At 69.2% G+C, this 21,230-nt stretch carries 17 protein-coding genes; 14 read left to right on the forward strand and 3 right to left on the reverse strand.

Going from position 1 to position 21,230, the window contains the following annotated elements; translation table 11 throughout:
- The first annotated feature begins 24 nt into the window (after positions 1-24).
- From QTI20_RS25770 to QTI20_RS25780, 3 genes are read left to right on the forward strand one after another with little or no spacing between them, the layout of a single operon-like run.
- A complete protein-coding gene (locus tag QTI20_RS25770) occupies positions 25-2,127 on the forward strand; it encodes an ATP-dependent helicase (RefSeq protein ID WP_286555608.1) in 2,103 nt (700 codons plus the stop codon).
- Positions 2,124-2,555: a hypothetical protein gene (locus tag QTI20_RS25775; protein WP_286555607.1), complete on the forward strand. Its 432-nt coding sequence runs from the start codon at positions 2,124-2,126 to the stop codon at positions 2,553-2,555. The genes QTI20_RS25770 and QTI20_RS25775 overlap by 4 nt, the downstream gene beginning before the upstream one ends.
- Positions 2,556-2,596: 41 nt before the next feature.
- On the forward strand, positions 2,597-3,706 hold the full coding sequence (locus QTI20_RS25780; RefSeq protein WP_286555669.1) for a phospholipase A: 1,110 nt from the start codon (positions 2,597-2,599) through the stop codon (positions 3,704-3,706).
- Between the two features lie 66 nt (positions 3,707-3,772).
- Here the strand turns inward: QTI20_RS25780 and QTI20_RS25785 are convergent, their stop codons facing one another.
- Positions 3,773-4,690 (reverse strand): protein NO VEIN domain-containing protein, encoded by a 918-nt coding sequence (locus tag QTI20_RS25785; RefSeq protein WP_286555605.1) that lies wholly within the window; start codon positions 4,688-4,690, stop codon positions 3,773-3,775.
- 202 nt (positions 4,691-4,892) lie between these two features.
- On the opposite strand from QTI20_RS25785, the gene QTI20_RS25790 reads away from it, so the two are divergent.
- The 11 genes from QTI20_RS25790 (at position 4,893) to QTI20_RS25840 (ending at position 18,953) form a co-directional block, all read left to right on the forward strand.
- The gene (locus tag QTI20_RS25790; protein ID WP_286555604.1) at positions 4,893-5,498 is read left to right on the forward strand and encodes an RNA polymerase sigma factor; all 606 of its coding nucleotides are present in this window, start codon (positions 4,893-4,895) and stop codon (positions 5,496-5,498) included.
- A complete protein-coding gene (locus QTI20_RS25795) occupies positions 5,495-6,523 on the forward strand; it encodes a FecR family protein (protein WP_286555603.1) in 1,029 nt (342 codons plus the stop codon). The genes QTI20_RS25790 and QTI20_RS25795 overlap by 4 nt, the downstream gene beginning before the upstream one ends.
- Before the next feature lie 94 nt (positions 6,524-6,617).
- Positions 6,618-9,083, forward strand: coding sequence for a TonB-dependent siderophore receptor (locus QTI20_RS25800; protein ID WP_286555602.1), 2,466 nt, complete (start codon positions 6,618-6,620; stop codon positions 9,081-9,083).
- A 231-nt stretch (positions 9,084-9,314) separates the two neighbouring features.
- Positions 9,315-10,193 (forward strand): branched-chain amino acid ABC transporter permease, encoded by an 879-nt coding sequence (locus QTI20_RS25805; protein WP_183027516.1) that lies wholly within the window; start codon positions 9,315-9,317, stop codon positions 10,191-10,193.
- A gap of 5 nt (positions 10,194-10,198) precedes the next feature.
- A complete protein-coding gene (locus tag QTI20_RS25810; protein ID WP_286555599.1) occupies positions 10,199-11,266 on the forward strand; it encodes a branched-chain amino acid ABC transporter permease in 1,068 nt (355 codons plus the stop codon).
- Positions 11,263-12,072 carry an ABC transporter ATP-binding protein gene (locus QTI20_RS25815; protein WP_183027518.1) on the forward strand — a complete coding sequence of 270 codons (810 nt, stop codon included), beginning with the start codon at positions 11,263-11,265 and terminating at the stop codon, positions 12,070-12,072. The genes QTI20_RS25810 and QTI20_RS25815 overlap by 4 nt, the downstream gene beginning before the upstream one ends.
- Positions 12,073-12,075: 3 nt before the next feature.
- On the forward strand, positions 12,076-12,861 hold the full coding sequence (locus tag QTI20_RS25820) for an ABC transporter ATP-binding protein (protein WP_286555597.1): 786 nt from the start codon (positions 12,076-12,078) through the stop codon (positions 12,859-12,861).
- Positions 12,862-12,907: 46 nt separating this feature from the next.
- Complete coding sequence (locus tag QTI20_RS25825; protein ID WP_286555596.1) at positions 12,908-14,098, forward strand: ABC transporter substrate-binding protein; 1,191 nt, start codon at positions 12,908-12,910, stop codon at positions 14,096-14,098.
- A 5-nt stretch (positions 14,099-14,103) separates the two neighbouring features.
- On the forward strand, positions 14,104-15,843 hold the full coding sequence (locus tag QTI20_RS25830; RefSeq protein WP_286555595.1) for an AMP-dependent synthetase/ligase: 1,740 nt from the start codon (positions 14,104-14,106) through the stop codon (positions 15,841-15,843).
- 621 nt (positions 15,844-16,464) lie between these two features.
- Positions 16,465-18,291, forward strand: coding sequence for an NAD(P)-binding domain-containing protein (locus QTI20_RS25835; protein ID WP_286555593.1), 1,827 nt, complete (start codon positions 16,465-16,467; stop codon positions 18,289-18,291).
- 14 nt (positions 18,292-18,305) lie between these two features.
- Positions 18,306-18,953, forward strand: a complete 648-nt coding sequence (locus QTI20_RS25840; RefSeq protein WP_183027523.1) for a LysE family translocator — start codon at positions 18,306-18,308, stop codon at positions 18,951-18,953.
- Between the two features lie 39 nt (positions 18,954-18,992).
- Here the strand turns inward: QTI20_RS25840 and QTI20_RS25845 are convergent, their stop codons facing one another.
- The gene (locus QTI20_RS25845; RefSeq protein WP_219215385.1) at positions 18,993-20,000 is read right to left on the reverse strand and encodes an NAD(P)H-dependent flavin oxidoreductase; all 1,008 of its coding nucleotides are present in this window, start codon (positions 19,998-20,000) and stop codon (positions 18,993-18,995) included.
- A 44-nt stretch (positions 20,001-20,044) separates the two neighbouring features.
- Positions 20,045-21,229 (reverse strand): acetyl-CoA C-acyltransferase, encoded by a 1,185-nt coding sequence (locus QTI20_RS25850; protein ID WP_286555591.1) that lies wholly within the window; start codon positions 21,227-21,229, stop codon positions 20,045-20,047.
- Position 21,230: the final 1 nt, after the last annotated feature.

A 21,230-nucleotide genomic window follows, 5' to 3' on the forward strand; every position in this document is an offset into this window, starting at 1 on the left:
GCCCTCCTCGCCGCTCACGCCCGCATGTCTTCCGGTCTCAATCTCGCCCAGCAGGAAGCCGTCAACTACCTGCATGGTCCCTGCCTCGTGCTGGCCGGTGCAGGCTCCGGCAAGACGCGCGTCATCACGCACAAGATCGGCCGCCTGATCCAGGCAGGCATGGCGCCCAAGCGCATCGCCGCCATCACCTTCACCAACAAGGCCGCCGCCGAGATGCGCGAGCGCGCCAAGGGGCTGATCGGGCGCGACGCCAAGCATGTGGTGGTCTGCACCTTCCACGCGCTGGGCGTGCGCATGATGCGCGAGGACGGCGCGGTGCTGGGCCTGAAGCCGGCCTTCAGCATCCTCGACAGCGACGACGTCACCAAGATCCTCAAGGACGCGGGCGGCAGCAGCGACACCGCCACCGCGCGCATCTGGCAGTGGACCATCAGCAAGTGGAAGAACATGGGCCTCAACGCGGCCCAGGCCGAGGCCATCGCCGCCGACGACAACGAGCGCATCACGGCGCAGATCATGGCGCGCTACGAGGAGCGGCTCACGGCCTACCAGAGCGTGGATTTCGACGACCTGATCGGCATGCCGCTCAAGCTGCTGCGCGAGCACGAGGCGGTGCGCGAGAAATGGCAGAACACGCTGGGCCATGTGCTGGTCGACGAGTACCAGGACACCAACGCCACGCAGTACGAGGTGCTCAAGGCGCTGGTCGGCACCGAGGGCCACTTCACCGCCGTGGGCGACGACGACCAGTCGATCTACGGCTGGCGCGGCGCCACGCTGGACAACCTGCGCAAGCTGCCGATCGACTATCCGAAGCTCAAGGTCATCAAGCTGGAGCAGAACTACCGCTCCACCAGCGCGATCCTGCGCGCGGCCAACAACGTGATCGGCCCCAACCCCAAGCTGTTCCCCAAGACGCTGTTCAGCGAACTGGGCGAGGGCGAGCCGGTGCGCGTGGTCGACGCCGACAACGAGGCCCACGAGGCCGAGCGCGCCGTGGCCCGCATCGTGAGCCTGCGCGCCGGCACCGCGGTGACGCAGGGTGAGCAGCACAAGGAGTTCCGCGACTTCGCGATCCTCTACCGCGCCAACCACATGGCGCGGGTCTTCGAGCAGGCGCTGCGCAAGGCGCAGATCCCCTACAAGGTCTCGGGCGGCCAGAGCTTCTTCGACCGCGCCGAGATCAAGGACCTCTGCGGCTGGTTCCGGCTCTGGACCAACAACGACGACGACCCGGCCTTCCTGCGCGCCGTGACCACGCCCAAGCGCGGCATCGGCCACACCACGCTGGCCTCGCTGGGCACCTTCGCGAGCCAGTACAAGCTGAGCCTGTTCGGCGCGCTGTTCAGTTCCTCGCTGCCCAGCGTGATCCCCAAGCGCACGCTCGAGGGCCTGCTCGAGTTCGGCCGCTACATCAACGACCTCGAATACAAGGCGCGCCACACCGTGGGCGCCGAAGCCGCGCGGGCCTTCATGACCGAATGGCTCAAGGAGATCGGCTACGAGCAGCATCTCTACGACGGCGAGGACAGCGAGAGCGCGGCCGCCACGCGCTGGACCAACGTGCTCGAGTTCTGCGACTGGATGGCCGCGCGCTGCGGCGGCGAGATCGACGACACCTCGGGCGCCACCGTCGAGAGCGAGCGCAAGAACCTGCTCGAGGTGGCGCAGACCATCTCGCTGCTGTCGACCATCAGCGAGCGCGAGAAGGACCAGAACGTGGTGACGCTGTCGACGCTGCATGCCTCCAAGGGCCTCGAATGGCCGCACGTGCTGCTGATCGGTGTGAACGAGGGCACGCTGCCCTTCAAGCTCGACGACGACGACGGCCGCCAGCAGAAGGTCAGCGACGACACGCTGCAGCGGCTGCAGGAAGAGCGCCGGCTGATGTACGTGGGCATCACGCGCGCCCAGCGCACGCTGGCCGTGAGCTGGACCAAGCGACGCAAGAAGGGCCGCGAGATGATCGCCACCCAGCCCAGCCGCTTCATCGCCGAGATGGGCCTGGACAAGACCACCATCAAGGAAGACCCGCGCGAGAAGCTCAAGGCGCTGCGCGCCGAGTTCGCGCGCAAGGTGCAGGACAACGCCGCCGCGGCCGCCGCCGCTGCGGCCGCCGACCGATGAAGCGCCGCATCGCATCGCTGTGGCTGCTGGTGACGTTCGCCGGCCTGCTGGGCGCGCCCGCGCATGCGACCGAGGCCTGCCCGGCCAACGCCGGCGAACTGCCGCCCGAAGCGCTCTACGGCCGCTGGGAGGCCCGTTTCGGAAATCTCGCGGCGCCGGCCGACGTGCGATTGGCCGAACATCCCGAATACCAAGGCAGCGTGCGTGGCACCATCACGCGCGGCTACCAGACAGCCCAGCTGTCGGGCGACATCGGCGACGAAGGCTTTCTGGTCTTCGACGAATCCCTGGACGGCCGCGCCATCAGCGCAGTCTGGTCGGGCGAAATGCAGGCCGGCTCATGCGGCAAGGAGTTCAAAGGAACATGGCGAAATTCAAGCGACGACAGCGAGCAGCCCTTCGTGCTGCGCAAGATCGGTCCCCCCTGACGACCTGGCACGGCGCCGCGCTGGCCGCGCTGCTGGCGGGCATGGGCGCGGCCCATGCACAGCCGGCCGACAAGCCGGCCAGCTCGCTCGCCAGCGACCAGCTGACCTGGCAGCAGTGCCAGCGCCTGGCCGACAGCAAGGACGCGCGCCTGGCCTGCTTCGACCGCTGGGCCCAGCAGCAGACGCTGCCGGCCGCGGCCGTGCCCAGCGCGCCGCCGGTGCTCGCCAGCACGCAGCCCGCGCCGCCGGTCGATGCCAGCATCCCCGCGACCCGCGTGGTGGCCGTGGCCACCGAGCAGGGCTGCCGCGACCGCCAGTACTCGACCTTCTCGCGCTTCTGGGAACTGGAGGAGGGCAGCGACTGCGGCACCTTCGGCTTCCGCGGCTACCGCCCGCTCAACGTGTCGATCTCGGCCGCCACGCACAAGCCCGACGTGCCCACCTCGCCCGCCGCCGACCACACCGGCACGGCCGTGGACTACCAGGCCAACGAGATGCGCCTGGGCCTGTCGATGCGCACCAAGCTGGCCCAGGGGCTGCTGACCTCGAACGATCCGCAGAAGAAGGACTCGCTCTGGTTCGCCTACTCCCAGCAGTCGACCTGGCAGCTGTTCAACGGCGAGATCTCGCGCCCCTTCCGCAGCACCGACCACGAGCCGGAGATGATGTACGTCTACCCGGCCGACTTCCGGCTGCCCTTCGGCTGGCGCTGGCGCTACCTGGGCGTGGGCATCGTGCACCAGTCCAACGGCCAGAGCCTGCCGCTGTCGCGCAGCTGGAACCGCACCTACCTGATGGGCGGCATGGAGCTCGACGACCGCTTCCAGGTCTCGGCCCGCATCTGGAAGCGCTGGAAGGAGAACGCCGACAGCGACGACAACCCGGACATCGCCGACTACATCGGCCGTGCCGAGGTCACCGGCCGCTGGAACTACGACCGCGACAACACCTTCGGCATGACCGTGCGCAACAACCTGCGCGACAGCGGCCGCGGCTCGATCCGCCTCGAATGGTTCAAGGCCATCGGCAATCCGGTCACCAGCAACCTGCGCTTCCACACCCAGCTGTTCCACGGCTACGGCGACACGCTGGTCGACTACAACCGCAAGCGCACGGTGCTGAGCATCGGTGTGAGCCTGGTCGACTTCTGATCCGGCCCGCCCACGAAAAAGCCGCTGGCCCCGCAAGGCGCCAGCGGCTTTTTGCAGGGTGCAGCCTCAGCTCAGCAAGGGCTCGAGGCCCGGCGCGCTGTCGATCTCGGTGGGCTTGTAGATCTTGTGCTGGGCGGCGGGGCCGCCGATGTCCATCACCACCGCCAGCCGCCACGGGTCGCCGCGCTGGGCGGCCGCGCGTTCCACGCTGTCGAGCTGGAAGCTGGGCACGCCGCGGGCCGTGCCCTTGACCGCCAGCTTGAGCAGCGTGTTGCCCTTCTTGTCCGACACCTCGATCGCATAGCCCAGGCCCTGGCTCGCCACGTCCTCGGCCTTGTAGCCATAGCTCGAGAAGTGCTTGACCAGGTAGGCCATCGCGGCCGCCTGGACCTCGTCCCTCGACATCGGGCCGGACGTGACGACCGGTGCCGGCGGCGGCACGCTGCCGCGCGCGCGGGCGGCCTTCATCTCGTCGTCGCTGGGCAGCCAGCCGCGCGGGCCGCGCACCAGCACCGCGACCTTGAGGTCGGCGTCCCAGCTCGCGACATGCCATTCCTCGTCGTCCGGCACGCGCATCGAGACCTTGGCGGCCTTGTCGGTTTCCAGGTCGGCGATGGCCACGCGGTTGGTCTGCAGCACGGCGCGGAAGGACTGGCCCGCGTCGAGCGAGCGCTTGAGCAGCTTGAAGCGGTCCTTGGCGCGCTGCACCTGCAGCGCGGTGCGTTCACCGTTGCCGCCCAGGCGCTGCTGTGCGTCGAGCGACTCGAGGTAGAACCAGCGCCCGCCCGCGCCCACGCTGACGAACTCGGCCCAGATGGTGGCGATCACGTTGTCGCCTGTCGCCAGCCAGGCGGATTCGGAGGCTTGCTGGCGCGCGTCGAACACGCCCATCTTGGCGATGATCTCGACCGGTGTGCGCTTGTCGCCCAGCAGGCGTTTTTCATTGATGACCGCGAGCACCGCGGCGTCGACTTCTTTGTCCATTCGGAGAGATTTCAGGCAAGTTGTTGGCGGGTCGAGTATGCCCGGCCCGGGTGCCGCGCAGGCACGCCGCACCGCGGCGAGGCCCAGGCCGCCACGGCCCGGTGCTACACTTTGATAAGAATAATTCCCATTTACAACCCCTCCGGATCACGCGGCGCCCTTCGGCCGGGCGCAGGGTCCACGCTTGCGAGAAGACGGTCGGATGCGCGATCTCGTCCAGGAACTTGTTGTCCACTGTGCGGACCTGCGTCGGCAGCTCGCGCGCGAGCTGCGGGATCCGCACCATGCGGCGGACATCGCGCAATCCAGCTTCGAGCGTGTGTACGCGCAGGCCACGGGCCGGCGCGGCCCGGCGGGGAGCGCCGACACCCTCGCGGGCGATGCCATCGAATCGCCCCGCGCCCTGCTGTTCCGCGTGGCCCGCAACCTCTGCATCGACGAGGCGCGCCGCCACAAGGTCGCGCAGGAATGGGTCCGTTCGCAGGCCGTGCTCGGCACCCACCTCGCAGCGCCTTCGGGCGAATACCTGCTGGCCCAGCAGCGGGTGCTGGCGCGGGTGGTCCAGACGCTGGAGCAGCTGCCGCCGCGCCGGCGCGAGGTGTTCCTGCTGTTCCGCGCCTACAGCCACTCGCGCGCGGAGATCGCGCAGCGGCTGCACATCACCGAGATGGCCGTGGCCAAGCATGTGCTGCGCGCCACCCTCGACTGCTCGCGCGTCTTCGCGTCCTTGCGCGCGGAGCTGATCGAGCCCGCCGTGGTGTCGCACCGCGCCGGCTTCGACGCGACGCTGGCCGAAGACCGCCCGTGAGCCGCGGCCTGGCGATGCGCGCGCCGGACGAGCGCCTGATCGAAGGCGCGCTGGCGCTGATCGTCGACAGCGAGATCGCGCCCGGCGAGGCCGCGCAGCAGGCCCGGCTGGCGCTACACCGGTGGTGCGGCCGATCCCCCGAACATGCGGCGGCGGCCCAGGAGGCCCGCGCGCGCTGGGACGCGCTCGGCGGCATGGCCGATGGCCTGCGCGCGCGCTTCGACGAACCCGCCCGCCCTCCGCTCGCCCCGGCGCGGGCGCAGCGACGCAAGCTGCTGCTCTCGGTGGCCGGCCTGCTGGGCGCCGGCCTGGCCGCGGGCCGCGGAGTGCAGTGGTACTGGCAGCAACCGGTCTTCGCGGCGGCCTATGCCACGCGCACTGCGCAGACGCTGCGCGTGATGCTGGCCGACGGCCTCGACGGCGCACCCGGCAGCCGGCTCGACCTGGCGCCGCAGAGCCAGCTCGACGTGACGCTCTACCGCCAGCGCCGAATGGTCGCGATGGCGCGCGGCGAGGTGCGCTTCGAGGTCGCGCACGACCGCGAGCGCCCGTTCTGGATCCACACCCGCGCGGCCACCATCGAGGTGGTCGGCACCGCCTTCACCGTGCGCGACCGCGGCGGGCCGGTCAGCATCGGGGTCGAACGTGGTCATGTGCGCGTCCAGTTGCATGCGCCACCGGGCGCACCGGCCGGAGCCAGCGTGATCGAGCTGCGCGGCGGCGAACTGCTGGAGATCCGCGAGGGCCGCGCCGAACCGGTGCGGCAGGCCGACACCGCAGCGCTCGCGGCCTGGCGCGAGGGCTGGCTGGTGTTCGAGAACACGCCGCTGGGCGAGGCACTGGCGACGGTCAACAGCTACCGCGCGCAGCCCATCGTCACGGCCGACGCACGCGTCGACGCGATGCGCCTGTCGGGCCGCTTCCGAAGCAACGAGTCCGCGGGCCTGCTCGCGGCCTTGCCGTCGATCCTGCCGCTGGCCGCCGTACCGCAGACGGATGGCAGCGTGGTGCTCAAGCCGCGCTGAGCGCCCGCGCACCGCACGCGCCTTGCGACGGGGCTGTCTCCGTTTCGCGCGCCCGAACGTCTTGGCTGTATCGACCCTACCGGAGCCCCGATCCATGCCTCGCCTGTTTTTTTCCTCGCCGCGTCAGCGCCTGCTGAGCGCCGCGCTCGCCACCGCCTTCGGCCTTCCCCTCGCCGGCTGGCACGGCGCGGCCGCGGCCCAGGCCCCCGAACTGACGGCCGCGGTGTTCGACCTCGAACTGCCGGCCCAGCCGCTGGCCTCGGCCCTGCAGGCGCTCTCGCGCCAGACCGGCCTCCAGGTCTTCGCCGCCGGCGAGGTGCTGAGCGGCCTGCGCTCGCCCGCGCTCGCGGGCCGCCTCACGGTGCAGCAGGCGCTCGACCGGATGCTGGGCGGCAGCGGCCTGGTCGCGGTGCGCAGCGGCGCCTCGCAGGTGACGATCCAGCGCGCCGCGGCCGCGGCGGCCGATCGCGCCACCCTGCCGCAGGTGAACGTGACGGCGCAGGCCGGCATCGACGGCACGACCGAGGGCACGGGCGCCTACACCACGCGCATCACCGGTGCCGGCACGCGCATGGACCTGTCGCTGCGCCAGACGCCGCAATCGGTCAGCGTGGTCACGCGCCAGCAGATGGACGAGCAGCACCTGGTCACGCTCAACGACGTGCTGCGGCAGACGCCCGGCATCGTGGCCGACCGGATCGACGAGCGCGTGACCTACTCGTCGCGCGGCTTCGACCTGAGCACCATGCTCGACGGCATTCCCACGCTGGCCTTCAACAGCGTGGCCGGCGAACCGAGCATGGTCGGCACCGCGATCTACGACCGCGTCGAGGTCGTCCGCGGCGCGGCCGGCCTGCTCAACGGCGTGGGCACGCCCGGCGGTTCGATCAACCTGGTGCGCAAGCGGCCGACCCCGGAGTTCGCGGGCAGCGTGTCGATCGGCGCCGGCTCGTGGAACCGCTACGGCGCCGAGGCCGACATCGGCGGCAAGCTCAACGCGGCGGGCACGGTGCGCGGCCGCGTGGTGACCTCGCATTCCGACGGCGACACCTTCACCGCGTACAAGAAGCGCCGCGAGGACCTGCTCTACGGCATCGTCGAGATCGATGCATCGCCCGACACCACGGTGGCGCTGGGCTATGAATACCAGAAGACCGCGATCCAGGGCGCCAACTTCGGCCAGACGCCGCTGTTCTACACCGACGGCTCGCGCACGCACCTGCCGGTGTCCTTCAACTCGAGCGCGCCCTGGAGCCACTGGGACATGCGCACCGACCGCCTGTTCCTGAACCTCGAGCACCGGCTGGCCAATGGCTGGCGCGTCAAGGCCGAGGCGGCGACGGTGAAGAACCGGCGCGACCGCGCGGGCGGCGACCTTTGGCTCTATCCCTCGTCCTTCGATCCGGTCACGCAGGAAGGCGTGCTCGACCGTGGCGACAACCCGGCGGAGGGCCGCAACAAGTCCTTCGACCTGCACGCCACCGGACCCTTCGAACTGTTCGGCCGCACGCACCAGGCCAGCTTCGGTCTGAACCTGAACCGCTACACCTACGCGGTGACCGCCAACAGCTCGGTGCCGCAAAGCCAGGACCAGGAGGCGATCACGCTCGGCAACCTGGCGGCCTCGGTGCGGCCGGACTTCATCTACCCGGTGCTGCGCTTCGGCGAGCAGACCGAACAGCGGGGCCTCTACGGATCGACCCGGCTGCGGCCGACCGACGACCTGTCGGTCATCGTCGGCGGCCGGCTCAGCTGGTGGCGCAATGCGGGCTTCTCGACCGAATGGACCGACGGCGTCGCCAGCACCGCCCGCGCGCCGCAGGACCGGGCCAACGGCGTGTTCACGCCCTACTTCGGCGTCGTCTACGACCTGAGCAAGGCCTTCTCGGTCTACGCGAGCTATACCGACATCTTCCAGCCCAACACCGCCAAGGACGTGAACAACAGCGTGCTCGCGCCGCGGCGTGGCCGCAATGTCGAAGTGGGCGTCAAGAGCGAGCACCTGGACGGCAAGCTCAACACCGGCTTCGCCGTCTTCCGCACGCAGGAGGACAACCTGGCGGTGACCCTCGATGGCGCCGCGCCGCTGCCCGACGGCACCATTCCCTCGCGGGCCGTGCGGGGCGCGCGCAGCAAGGGCTTCGAGGCCACCGTGTCGGGCGAGCTCGCGCGCGGCTGGCAGCTCATGGGCGGCTACACGTACCACGCCAAGCGGGACGCGGACGCGCTGCTGCTCAACACCTCCTTGCCGCGCCGCCTGCTGCGCATCGCGACCAGCTACCGGCTGCCTGGCGACTGGCAGCGGCTCACCGTGGGCGGCAGCCTGAGCTACCAGAGCGGCATCTACTACGACGAGTACTACGGCCTCGGCCGGGCCACGCAGGGCGGCCTGACGCTGGTCGGCCTGATGGCGCGCTACGAGTTCAGCCGGCAGCTCAGCGCCTCGGTCAACGTCGAGAACCTCGGCAACAAGCGCTACGACAGCGGCCTGGGCGGCTACAACGGCTACACCGAAGGCACGCCGCGCAGCGTCTGGGTCAAGCTGGGCTACCGCTTCTAGGCCCACGCCGGCCGGGCCCGACCCCTTCCGGCGCGGCCCAGCCATCGCCCGGAGCGTCGAAGAAAACCCGCGCGCACACCGCGCGCGGGAACACCGCCTCCCCACCTTCCGCGTCTAGGGCATACCCCTAGCGAATACGCGACGCGCGCCGTTGACCGCGCGCTTCGGCCGAATCTATAGTCTGTCGATCGTTTGGTTAACCAACGTTTTTCATAGAAGGGTGCACACGCTTTGGACACTTCGCAGTTGTTTCAACTGGGCCTGCAGGGTGCGTCGACCGGCGCCATCTACAGCCTCGTCGCGCTCGGCCTGGTGCTGGGCTACAAGGCCACCGAGGTGCTGAACTTCGCGCACGGCGACATCCTGATGCTGTCGGCCTTCCTCGGCTGGTGGCTGATCGAGGGCGTGGGCCTGCCCTTCTGGGCCGTGCTGCCGCTGGTGGTGCTGGTCATCGCGCTGTTCTCGTATTTGCTCGAGGCCCGCGTGATGCGCGTGATCGTCGGCCAGCCGCAGTTCGCCGGCGTGATGCTGACCATCGGCATCGGCTTCATGATCCGCGGCGGCGTGAGCATGGTGTTCGGCCCCGACTCGCGCACCTACGACACGCCCTGGACCGGCCAGACCACGCGCTTCGGCGGCGCGGTGGTGGCCGACCTCAACCTGGTGATCGTCGCGGCCGCGCTGGCCGTGACCGCGCTGCTGTTCGTCTTCATGGCGCGCACCTCGCTTGGCGTGGCGATCCAGGCCGCCTCGCAGAACCAGCTCGCGGCCTACCTCAGCGGCGTGCGCGTGAAGCGGCTCAACTCGCTGGTGTGGGCCATCTCGGGCGCCATCGCGGCGCTGTGCGGGCTGCTGCTCGCGCCGATCTCGCTGGTCGACCTGAGCCTCTGGTTCGTGATGCTCAAGGCCTTCTCGGCGCTGGTGCTGGGCGGCTTCGGCAGCGTGCCCGGCGCCATCGTCGGCGGCCTGCTGATCGGGCTGATCGAGCAGTTCTCGGGCGTCTACCTGCCCGACGGCTTCAAGGACGTCATGCCCTACCTGGTGCTGATCGCGGTGCTGGTGTTCTTCCCCAAGGGGCTGCTGGGCGAAGCCCACGGCCGGAGGGTCTGACCACCATGCGCTACGAAACCGACTACCGCCAGGGCCGCCGGCTGCTGCCCACGCTGCCGGGCCGCCTGGCCTACCTGGCGCTCGCCGTGGTGCTGCTCGCCGCCCCCTTGCTGCTGCCGACCTTCTACGTGGGCGAGGTCGCCTTCGTCTTCATCCTCTGCATCGCCAGCCTGGGCCTGATGACGCTCACCGGCTTCACCGGCCAGGTGTCGCTGGGGCAATCGGCCTTCATCGGCCTGGGCGCCTACGTGCATGCGCTGCTGCTCACGGCCGGCGTGCCGCTGCCGCTCTCGCTGCTGGGCGCGGCCTGCGTGGCGGCGCTGGCCGGGCTGGCGATCGGCCTGCCGGCCATCCGCGTGTCGGGGCTGCACCTGTCGGTGGTGACGCTGGCCTTCGCCATCGTGACCGAGCACGTGATCGGCCGCTGGAAGGGCGTGACCGGCGGCCACAGCGGCCTGGCGGTGCCCGAGCCGCTGCTGTTCGGCTTCAGCCTGGGCGGGCCGCGCGCCTTCTACTTCCTCTGCCTGGCGCTGCTGGTGGCGGTGCTGCTGGGGCTGCTCAACCTGATGCGCTCGTCCATCGGCCGCTCCTTCGTGGGCGTGCGCGACTCCGAGGCCGCGGCCCAGGGCCTGGGCATCCACGTGGCGCGCACCAAGGTCACGGCCTTCGTGCTGTCGGCCGGCATCAGCGGCATCGCGGGCGCGCTGATGGCGCACCAGATCCAGTTCATCACGCCCGAGAGCTTCGGCCTGGCGCTGTCGCTGCAGCTGGTGCTGATGGTGTTCATCGGCGGCATGGGCAGCCTGCGCGGCGCGATCCTCGGCGCGCTGCTGATCGGCCTGCTGCCTTCGCTGATCTCGCTGCTCAAGGGCGCGCTGCCTTCGCGCATCGCCGACCAGTTCGGGCTGGAGCTCTTCGTCTACGGCGCGGTGCTGACCTTCTTCGTGCTGCTCGAGCCCACGGGCCTCAACGGGCGCTGGATGCGCATCCGCGCGCTGGCGCGCGACTTCCCCTTCCTGCGCACCGCCAGCGCCAAGCGCGCCAAGGCCTACATGCGATCGGAGCGCGCATGAAGGCGCTGAGCATTCCCGAATCGGCCGCGATCCGCGATGCCGCGGCCGAGCCGCTGCTCGAGGTCGACGGCCTGAGCCTGTCCTTCGGCGGCGTGAAGGCGGTGCGCGACGTGCACTTCTCGGTGCAGCGCGGCGAGGTGTTCGCGATCATCGGCCCCAATGGCGCGGGCAAGACCTCGGTCTTCAACCTGGTCACGCGCGTGTTCGACGCCAGCAGCGGCCGCATCCGCGTGGCCGGCCAGGACATCACGCGCGTGGCGCGCCACGACATCGTGCGGCGCGGCGTGGCGCGCACCTTCCAGAACATCGAGCTGTTCGAGGGCGCGACCGTGCTCGAGAACCTGCTGCTGGGCCGGCACCGCGCGCCGCACGGCAACGTGTTCTCGCAGATGCTCAACCTGCCGTCGGTGCAGCGCGCCGAACTCCTGAGCCGCGAACGCGTCGAGCAGGTGATCGACTTCCTCGCGCTCACGCCCTACCGCATGAGCCCGGTGGCGGGCCTGCCCTACGGCATCCGCAAGATCGTCGAGCTCGGCCGGGCGCTCGCGGCCGAGCCTTCGCTGCTGCTGCTCGACGAGCCGGCCTCCGGCCTCAACCCGGAGGAAACGCGCGAGCTCGCCTACTGGATCGAGGACATCCAGAACGAACTCGGCATCACGGTGGTGATGGTCGAGCACGACATGTCGCTGGTCTCGGCCGTGGCCGACCGCGTGCTCGTGATGGAACAGGGCCAGGTGCTGATGACGGGCACGCCGGCCGAAGTGCAGTCCGATCCGCGCGTGATCGCGGCCTACCTGGGGACCTGAACCGTGGACACGCTGCTTTCCGTGCGCAACATCGAGACCTGGTACGGCCCGGTCAACGCCATCCGGGGCGTGAGCCTCGAGGTCCAGGCCGGCCGCATCGTGGCGGTGCTGGGCGCCAACGGCGCGGGCAAGACCACGCTGCTCAACACCATCGCGGGCGTGATCGACCCGGCGCGCGGCAGCGTGCACTTCGACGGCCGGCGCATCGACGGCCTCGATGCCGACGCGGTCTGCCGCGCCGGCGTGGTGCTGGTGCCCGAAGGCCGCCAGCTCTTTCCCTTCCTCACGGTGGAGGAGAACCTGCGCATGGGCGCCTTCGCGCGGCGCCCGCGCGAAGGCATCGCGCGCGACCTCGAGCGCGTCTACGACTGGTTCCCGCGGCTGCGCGAGCGCCGCCGGCAGCGCGCGGGCCTGCTCTCGGGCGGCGAGCAGCAGATGGTGGCCATCGGCCGCGCCTTCATGGCCCAGCCCCGGCTGCTGCTGCTCGACGAGCCCTCGCTGGGCCTGTCGCCGCTGTTCACCAAGGAGATCTTCGGCATCGTCCGGCGCATCAGCGCCGAGACCCACACCGCCGTGCTGGTGGTGGAACAGAACGCCGCCATCGCGCTGGCCTCGGCCGACGACGGCTACATCGTCGAGCTGGGCCGCGTGGTCGCGGCCGGCCGTTGCGCCGAGCTGAGCGCGCGCGACGACGTCCAGCGCTTCTACCTCGGCCACGCGGTGGCGCACGTGGCGCACGGCACCGCGGGCGGCGTGCGCCCGCCGCGGCGCAGCCTGAGCTGGCATTGACGACGAACACGCGACGCATCACTTTCAACATCCACTGGAGACACGCATGACCCTTCGCCGCAGAACCCTCCTGAGCTCGGGCCTGGCCGGGCTCGCACCGGCCTTCCTTGCGCTTCCCGCGCGCGCCGGCGGCATTTCCGACAAGGAGATCGTGATCGGCACGCACCTGGACCTCTCGGGGCCGGTGTCGGTGGCGGCGCCGCCGATCCGCAACGGCCTGCAGATGCGGGTCGACGAGCTCAACGAGGCCGGCGGCCTGCACGGCCGCAAGATCCGCTTCGTGATCGAGGACAACGCGAGCCAGGCCTCGCAGGCGGTGCGCGCGGTGGACAAGCTGATCCGGCGCGACGAGATCTTCGCGATGCTGTGCCCCTTCGGCTCGGGCCCGACCGTGGCCACGGCCAAGAAGCTGGTCGACGCGGGCATCGTCTGCTTCGCGCCCTATGCCGCCTCCGCGCTGGTGCGCCAGGCCGCGGGCAACTCGCCGCTGCTGTTCACCAACAACATCCACTACGACACCAGCACCGCCGCCGGCATCCGCTGGGCGGTGGAGAACCTGGGCAGCAAGAAGGTCGGCTTCATCTACCAGGAAGGCCCCTTCGGCGACCTCGTGGGCAAGGGCGTGAAGAGCGCGCTGCAGGCCCGCAAGCTCACGCTGGTGGCCGAAGCCAGCTACAAGGTCGGCGACATCGACTTCTCCTCGCAGGTGGCGCGCATGAAGGCTGCGGGCGCCGACCTGATCGTGGCCGCCACCACCACGCGCGAGACGATCGCGGTGGCGGCCGAGGTGAAGAAGCTGGGCTGGACCGACGTCAACGTGCTGACCTCCAGCCCGGGCCGCGCCGAACTCACGGCCACGCTGGGCAAGGCCTCGGTCGAGGGGCTCTACGGCATCGGCACCTGGCGCATCACGCCGGCGGACCAGGTCTCGGCCGCCGAGAAGACCTGGGCCGACAGCTACCGCAAGCGCTTCAAGCTCGAGCCGCAGGACATCTCACTGGCCTTCTACGACTACGCGTCATGGTTCTTCCAGGGCGTGGAGGCGGCCGGCCGCGCGCTCAGCACCGACAGCCTGGTGAAGGCGCTGCAGGCCTCGAAGTACCGCGGCCTGTCTTCCTACGATGCGCAGCACTACAGCAACGGCCACGTCGACCCCGAGTGGATCCAGGTCGAGCAGGTGGTCAAGGGCCAGTGGATCGGCCGCTCGGGCGTCCTCGATCCGGCGAAGAGCGCGTGAGCGCCATGGCCGACCACGCACTGCCCCACGGCGTCGCCACGCTGCCGCAGTGGTGGCGCCAGCGCTGCACGCAGTGGGCCGCGCAGCCCGCGCTGCGCCACAAGCGGCTGGGCATCTGGACCACCATGGACTGGGGCCGCTACTTCGACGAGGCGCGCGCGCTCGGCCTGGCGCTCGACGCGGCCGGGCTGCAGCCGGGCGAGGTGGTATCGATCCTCTCGCACAACCGCCCCGAGTGGCTCTGCATGGACCTGGCCGCGCAGGCCATGGGTTTCGTGAGCCACGGCCTCTACCCCTCGAGCTCCGACGAAGAGGTCGCGCATGCGCTGCACGAGGCCGGCACGCGCGTGCTGCTGGTGGAGAACGCCGAGCAGCTGATGAAGGCCCTGCAGGCGCGCGGCCGCTGCCCGGCGCTGCGCCGCATCTGCGTGATCGACGACCGCGGCCTGCGCGGGCTGGCCGACCCGGCCGTGGGCACCTATGCCGCGCTGTTGCAGCAGGGCCGTCAACACCCGGACACCGCGCTGTTCGAGGCCCGCATCGCGGCCGGCACCGGCGCGCAGGTCGCGGCGCTGATCGGCACCGCGGGCACCAGCGCGCCCGCGCGGCTCGCGGCCGTGACGCAGCGGGCGCTGCTGCACCAGGTGCAGGCCCTGCAGGCCGGCCTGGGTGCGCAGGCCGGCGACCACTCGCTGTCCTTCGCGCCGCTGGCGCAGGCCGACGAGCGGTTGCTGGCCACCGGCATCCCGCTGGTGGCGGGCGGTGTGGTGCACTTCGCCGAAAGCCCGGGCACGGTGTTCAACGATCTGCGCGAAGCCGCACCGCACTGGGTCTCGGGGCCGCCGCGCTTCTGGGAGCGGCTGCATGCGCGCACCGACATCCTCGCGGGCGACACCCGGCCCGCCTTCCAGCGGTTCTACCGCCGCAGCGTGGCGGCCCGGCGCCCCGGCTGGATCGGCCGCACCGCGCTGCGGCGCGTGCGCGCCTCGCTGGGCCTGGCGCGCGCGCGGCTCGCGCTGGTGAGCACCGCCTCGCTGTCCGAGCCGCTGGTGCAGTGGTACACCGCGCTGGGCCTGCCGCTGGCCGAGGTCTACGGGCTGGCGGAAGCCTGCGGCATGGTCTGGCTGCAGGCCGAGGGCGCGCCCCCGGCGCCGCGCACCGAGGTGCGGCTGGCCGCCGACGGCGAGATCCTGCTTCGGGGGCCGGCCGTGCTGGCGGGCTACTGGTCGGCCGGCGCGCTGCAGCGGCGCGAGGCCACGGCCGAGGGCTGGTTCGCCACCGGCGACCTCGGCACCGTGCAGGCCGACGGCCGCCTGCGCATCCTCGGGCGGCGCAGCGAGCGCATCGAGGCCGCGCCCGGCGACACGCTGGTGGCCGACGAGCTCGAGCGCCTGCTGCGCGCCAACGCCTATGTGTCGGATGCGATGCTGGTGCGCGCCCGGCGCGCGCATTGCACCTGCGTGCTGGCGCTGGAGCCCGAGCGGGTGTTCAAGTACGCGCAGGACCACCACGTGCCCTACACCGACTATGCGCAGCTGGTCGCGCAGCCGGAGATCCAGCAGCTGATCGCGCAGCAGTTGGAAGCGCTCAACGCAGGCCTGCCCGCGGCCCGGCGCATCCATCGCTTCGCCATCCTGCCCCGGCTGCTGGGCGGACACGACGAGGAACTCACGCCCCAGCTGCGCCTGCGCCGGCGCGTGATCGAGTCGAAGTACGCGGGGATGATCGACGGGTTGTACGCCTAGCGCCTCAGCTCGTGATGCGGTAACCCCGTGCGATCTGGTGCTGCTATACCGACGACGCGCAGACTGCCCTCGCAGTGGAGACCATCCCTCGATCTTGGCGATTTAAACCAAATTGGTGATTGCGCTACAAGTCTTCGCGAGGTGAAATCTTCCCAGTTTCTGGGAGGAAGCGCTTGTGGAGATCCTTGCAAAAAGGTCAAACGAGCTGGCGACAGGCGTTGCGGGAGTGCGCGCGCCTCTTAAGCCCGAGGCCGTCGCCACCATGCGAGCACAGGGACCTGTCCAGCGCAGGGGCTTGGCCTTTGATCTTCTCGACCAGGCCGACATCGCCATTGTCGAGACGTGGCACCTGGGCGACCCTCTTGAAGGCGCGGCCGGTCGGCCTCCTGCCAAGTGCCCCAGTCTTCTTGTCGCACTGCCACGTCCCTTGATTCCTCTCTGGGCAGGCGCTCCGGCGGCATCGAAGTCCTCCTCGGCAGTGCAATCTGGTTCGCTGGCGGAAAGCCAGCCCGTCGTGGACAACGTACAGGCCGGTGTCGACTGCCAGATGTCAGCGCTCGCTTGAGGCTTCTCAACCTCATTTCTTTCACGTGTGCGTCGTTTTCTAAGGGAGTAACAGACATGAAGAACCACTACCCGAACCTGATTGTCGGAGGTGGCCCGGCCGGGCTGAATCTGGCGCTGGAGTTCAGCAAATCAGGCATCGACTATCTTCTGCTCGAAGGCAGCGAAGCAGTGGGCGGTCAATGGGATCGCGTGCCGGTATGTGGGCAGCTGATTTCCCTCAACAAAAAGTACGTCCCTGGCGAGAGCCACACGTACCGCATGCGCTATGACTGGCACACGCTGAGTTCGATCAGCGAAGAAGACGCTCGCAAAGATCCCAAGCTACGTTTCACGGAATGGACTTCAGAGCACTGGCCATGCGCGAAGACGTATAAGAAGTACCTTCAGTATCTGGCAAAGAACATGGGACTGACCTCTTCCATCCGCACTCATTCCCGCGTCACGGCGATCTCACGTCCCCACGATCTTTTCGTCATTGAGGTCAACGGTGAGTCGAGCTTGACGGCCGATCGGATCTTCTGCGGAACCGGCAAGAGCGAGGCCCTCCTGCCCGACGTGAAGGGGCTGAATTCGGATACCTGCACGATGTACGAAGACTTCGACCCGGTGCTGGCCGTCGAGCGCTACAGGAACAAGATCGTCGCGGTCATCGGCCGGGGAAACTCGGCTTTCGAAATCGCTCATTTTCTTGTCGGCATCACGGCCGAGACCCGCATTCTCACCAAGTCTCTGCCAAAGTTCGCACGCCAGAGCCACAACGTTCACGACATCCGTGCGCAGGTGGCCGATGTGTTCGATCTGATGCAACTCAAATCGAACAACAACATCGTCAGCGACAGAATCGTGGAAGTGACAAGGATTCCGAGCGGCAAGGATGCCGGCCGGCTGCTGCTCCGATATGACACGGCCTGCCCTCACTGGACACCGCCGCGGTGGCTGCGACGAACCGGGATGGTCGATGAGATCATCGTTTGCAGCGGATTCAACTACACGATGGCCGACATCTTCGACATGGACACCGTGCGGCCGCTGCGTGACGAGAAGGGCAAGTACTGCTTGCTCAATTCGACATGGGAGTCCGTCAATGTTCCAGGTCTTTACTTCATCGGAGCACCGACGCGGACCAATGATCCCGATGCGGCCTCGGGCTTTGTCCATGGATTCCGCTGCAACATCCTAGCGCTTGGCCAGATTGTTGCGGAGAAGTACCACGCACAGCCGCTCCGCCCTGTGCTCGAAAGACAGTTCTCGCGCCTGAGCCCTTCGCATGCCCTTGAGGAGTTGTCGGCGTTCCTGGTGAAACTGGTGAGCACCACCATGCCCTTGTTCGAACTGTTCGGATATTTCGCAAGCATGGTCACTTTCGAGATGGAGGGTGACCATGAAGTGCTGGCGCGCGTTTGGCCACCATTCCCGCGACAGTACAACAAGGAACGCTGGGGCAGCGTGCCGAATCAGCTCGAAGTGGTGTTCGAATATGGATTCCATCGCTATGGCGATGGCGCCCTCCCCACACACTACTTCACGCTGCCAGCGGATCACTTCGACACATCCAAGAGCGCCTACATTCACCCTGTGTTCCACGTTGTCCGCGACGGCATCGAAACGCATCAGTTCCACATGCAAGAGAGTCTCATCGGACGCTGGGATATGGACGACTATGTGGATCCCGAAACCAATGTCGACCAGTACAGGAACACGGCGTTCAATGCATGCGCCGCCGCACTGGGGTGGCCGGAGCGACGCAGCATGCTGCCTGTGCTCGACGAACATCTGGACAAGTGCTACCCGCTCATGACGCCAGACGAAGTCGTCGAAGCTCTAAGAGTTCAGCCGACACTTGGACTTCTCAAAGCCGGACCCGAAAAAGACATGATTTAGATCGAGGGGGAACCATGCACCAGAGCGTCGCATCGCTGCAAGGCCTGTGGGGCCTGCTCATCACCAGCACCATCCTGATTGCCATCCCGGGCCCGACGATCATGTTCCTGATCGGGCAGACGCTGAGCGCGGGCCGCCGGCGGGCCGTGCACGGTGTGGTGGGCAACGCCCTCGGGATGTACAGCGTGGCCATCGTCTGTTCGCTGGGCCTGGGGGCGCTGGTCCTGCGCTCGCCGAACCTGCTCACGGTCATGCGGCTCCTCGGTGCCGCGGCCTTGCTCCTGATCGGCCTGCAGTACATCTTTTCCAGGCCTTCGGCCGCCCCGCCAGGCCGCGACCCGTCCGCCGGGAAAGGCGCCAAATCACTCACCGCGGGAATGATCGTGGGACTCACCAATCCCAAGGCCTTCATCATGTTCGGCACCATCGTGCCGGGCTACCTGGGCCAGGACGCCACGCTCTCCACGCCGACCTTGCTGGGCTATTCCCTGGTGCCGATCGCCCTGGGCATCCTGATCGATGTCGCTTGGGTGATGGCGGCCCATTCGGTCAGCACGCGCGCGGTGTTCGATGCGGCGCGCCTGCGCCGCATCAACCTGCTCGGTGGCCTGCTGATCGTCGCGATGGCCTTGCTGCTGGCCTGGTCGGCGCGCCCGGCCTGACGCAGGCCAGGCAAGCACCGCGGCGTCTTTCCCGTCGCTTCAGGCCATCTCGGCCGTGCGCTGCGCCAGGCTCAGCGTCAGCATGCGCTGCAGCCGCTGGCGGATCAGCACTTCGGCATCCGCCATGATGCGGTCGATCAGTTCCTTCACCGTCGGGATGTCGTGGATCAGGCCCACCACCATGCCGCAGCTCCAGGCGCCGGCGTCCATCTCGCCGTCGACCATCACCCGCGGGTAGACGCCCGCGACCTGGTCGTAGACGTCCTCGATCCTGATCGCGTCGCCCTTCTCGCGCTCGATCGCCATCAGGCGGTCGACGCCGGCGTTCTTCAGCACGCGCTCGGTGTTGCGCAGCGAGCGCATGACCAGGCGGGTGTCGAGTTCGGACGCCGCCACGATCGCGTCCTTGACGTTCTGGTGCACCGGCGCCTCCTGGGTCGCGACGAAGCGCGTGCCCATGTTGATGCCTTCGGCGCCCATCGCGAGCGCGGCCACCAGGCTGCGCGCGTCGGCCATGCCGCCCGAGGCCACGAAGGGGATCTTGAGCTCGTCGGCCGCGCGTGGCAGCAGGATCATGTTGGGCATGTCGTCCTCGCCCGGATGGCCGCCGCATTCGAAGCCGTCGACGCTGACCGCGTCGCAGCCGATCTGCTCGGCCTTGAGCGAATGCCGCACCGAGGTGCACTTGTGGATCACCTTGATGCCCGCGGCCTTGAGCGCGGGCATGTAGGCCTCGGGACTGCGCCCGGCCGTCTCGACGATGCGCACGCCGCCTTCGGCGATCGCGGCGATGTACTCGGCATAGGGCGGCGCCGAGAAGGTCGGCAGGAAGGTCAGGTTCACGCCGAAGGGCTTGTCGGTCATCTCGCGGCAGCGCGCGATCTCCTTGGCCAGCAGCTCGGGCGTGCGCTGCGTGAGGCCGGTGATCAGCCCGAGCCCGCCGGCGTTCGACACCGCGGCCGCCAGCTCGGCGAAGCCGACGTAGTGCATGCCGCCCTGGATGATGGGGTGCTGGATGCCGAAGAGTTCGGTGATGCGTGTCTTCATGGAAAGTCCTCGTTGTCTGGTGTTGTCGAAAAACTCGGGCCGCGTCAGGCGATTTCGAACAGCGCCGCGGCGCCCATGCCGCCGCCGATGCACATGGTGACGACGACGTAGCGCACGCCGCGCCGGCGGCCCTCGATCAGCGCGTGGCCGACCAGCCGCGCGCCCGTCATGCCGTAGGGATGGCCGATGGAGATGCCGCCGCCGTTCACGTTGAGCCGCTCGGGGTCGATGTCGAGCTGCCGCTGGCAGTAGAGGGCCTGGCTGGCGAAGGCCTCGTTGAGTTCCCACAGGCCGATGTCCTCGACCTTGAGGCCGTGCTGCTGCAGCAGCTTGGGCACGGCCAGCACCGGGCCGATGCCCATCTCCTCGGGCGCGCAGCCGGCCACCGACATGCCGCGGTAGAGGCCTAGCGGCGCGAGGCCGCGGCGCTCGGCGAGCTTCGCATCCATCAGCACGCTGGCCGAGGCACCGTCGGACAGCTGGCTCGCGTTGCCGGCCGTCACCACGCCATCGGGCAGCACGGCCTTGAGGCCCGCCAGGCTGGCTTCGGTGGTCTCGGGCCGGTTGCCCTCGTCCTTTGCCAGCGTCACCTCGACATGGCTGACGGCGCCGCTCAGCTTGTCGGTCACGGCCATGCGCGTGGTGATCGGCACGATCTCGGCATCGAAGCGGCCCTCGCGCTGTGCCTGCGCGGTGCGGCGCTGCGACCGGGCCGCGAACGCGTCCTGGTCCTCGCGCGAGATGCCGTAGCGGCTGGCCACGAGTTCCGCGGTCTGCAGCATCGGCATGTAGGCATGCGGCACGCGTGCGATCAGCGCCGGGTCGGTGGTCTCCGCCACCCAGCGCGTGTAGTCGTTCTGCACCGCGGAGATGTTCTCCTGGCCGCCGGCCACCACGATGTCCATGCCGTCGCCGGTGATCTGCTTGGCCGCGGTGGCGATGGCCATCAGGCCCGAGGCGCACTGGCGGTCGATGGTCTGGCCGGCCACCGAGACCGGCAGGCCGCCGGCGAGCGCGGCCAGGCGCGCGAGGTTCATGCCGGCGGTGCCGCCGGTCAGCACGGCGCCGATCACGACGTCGTCGACCTGGTCGCCGGCGATGCCCGCGCGCTCCACGGCATGCGCGATCACATGGCCGGTGAGCGTGGGGGACTTGATCTGGTTGAGTGCGCCCTTGAACGCGCGGCCGATGCCGGTGCGCGCGGTGGAGACGATGACGGCTTCTCTCATG

This window comes from Variovorax sp. J2P1-31 (genome assembly GCF_030317215.1).
GTDB lineage: Bacteria > Pseudomonadota > Gammaproteobacteria > Burkholderiales > Burkholderiaceae_C > Variovorax.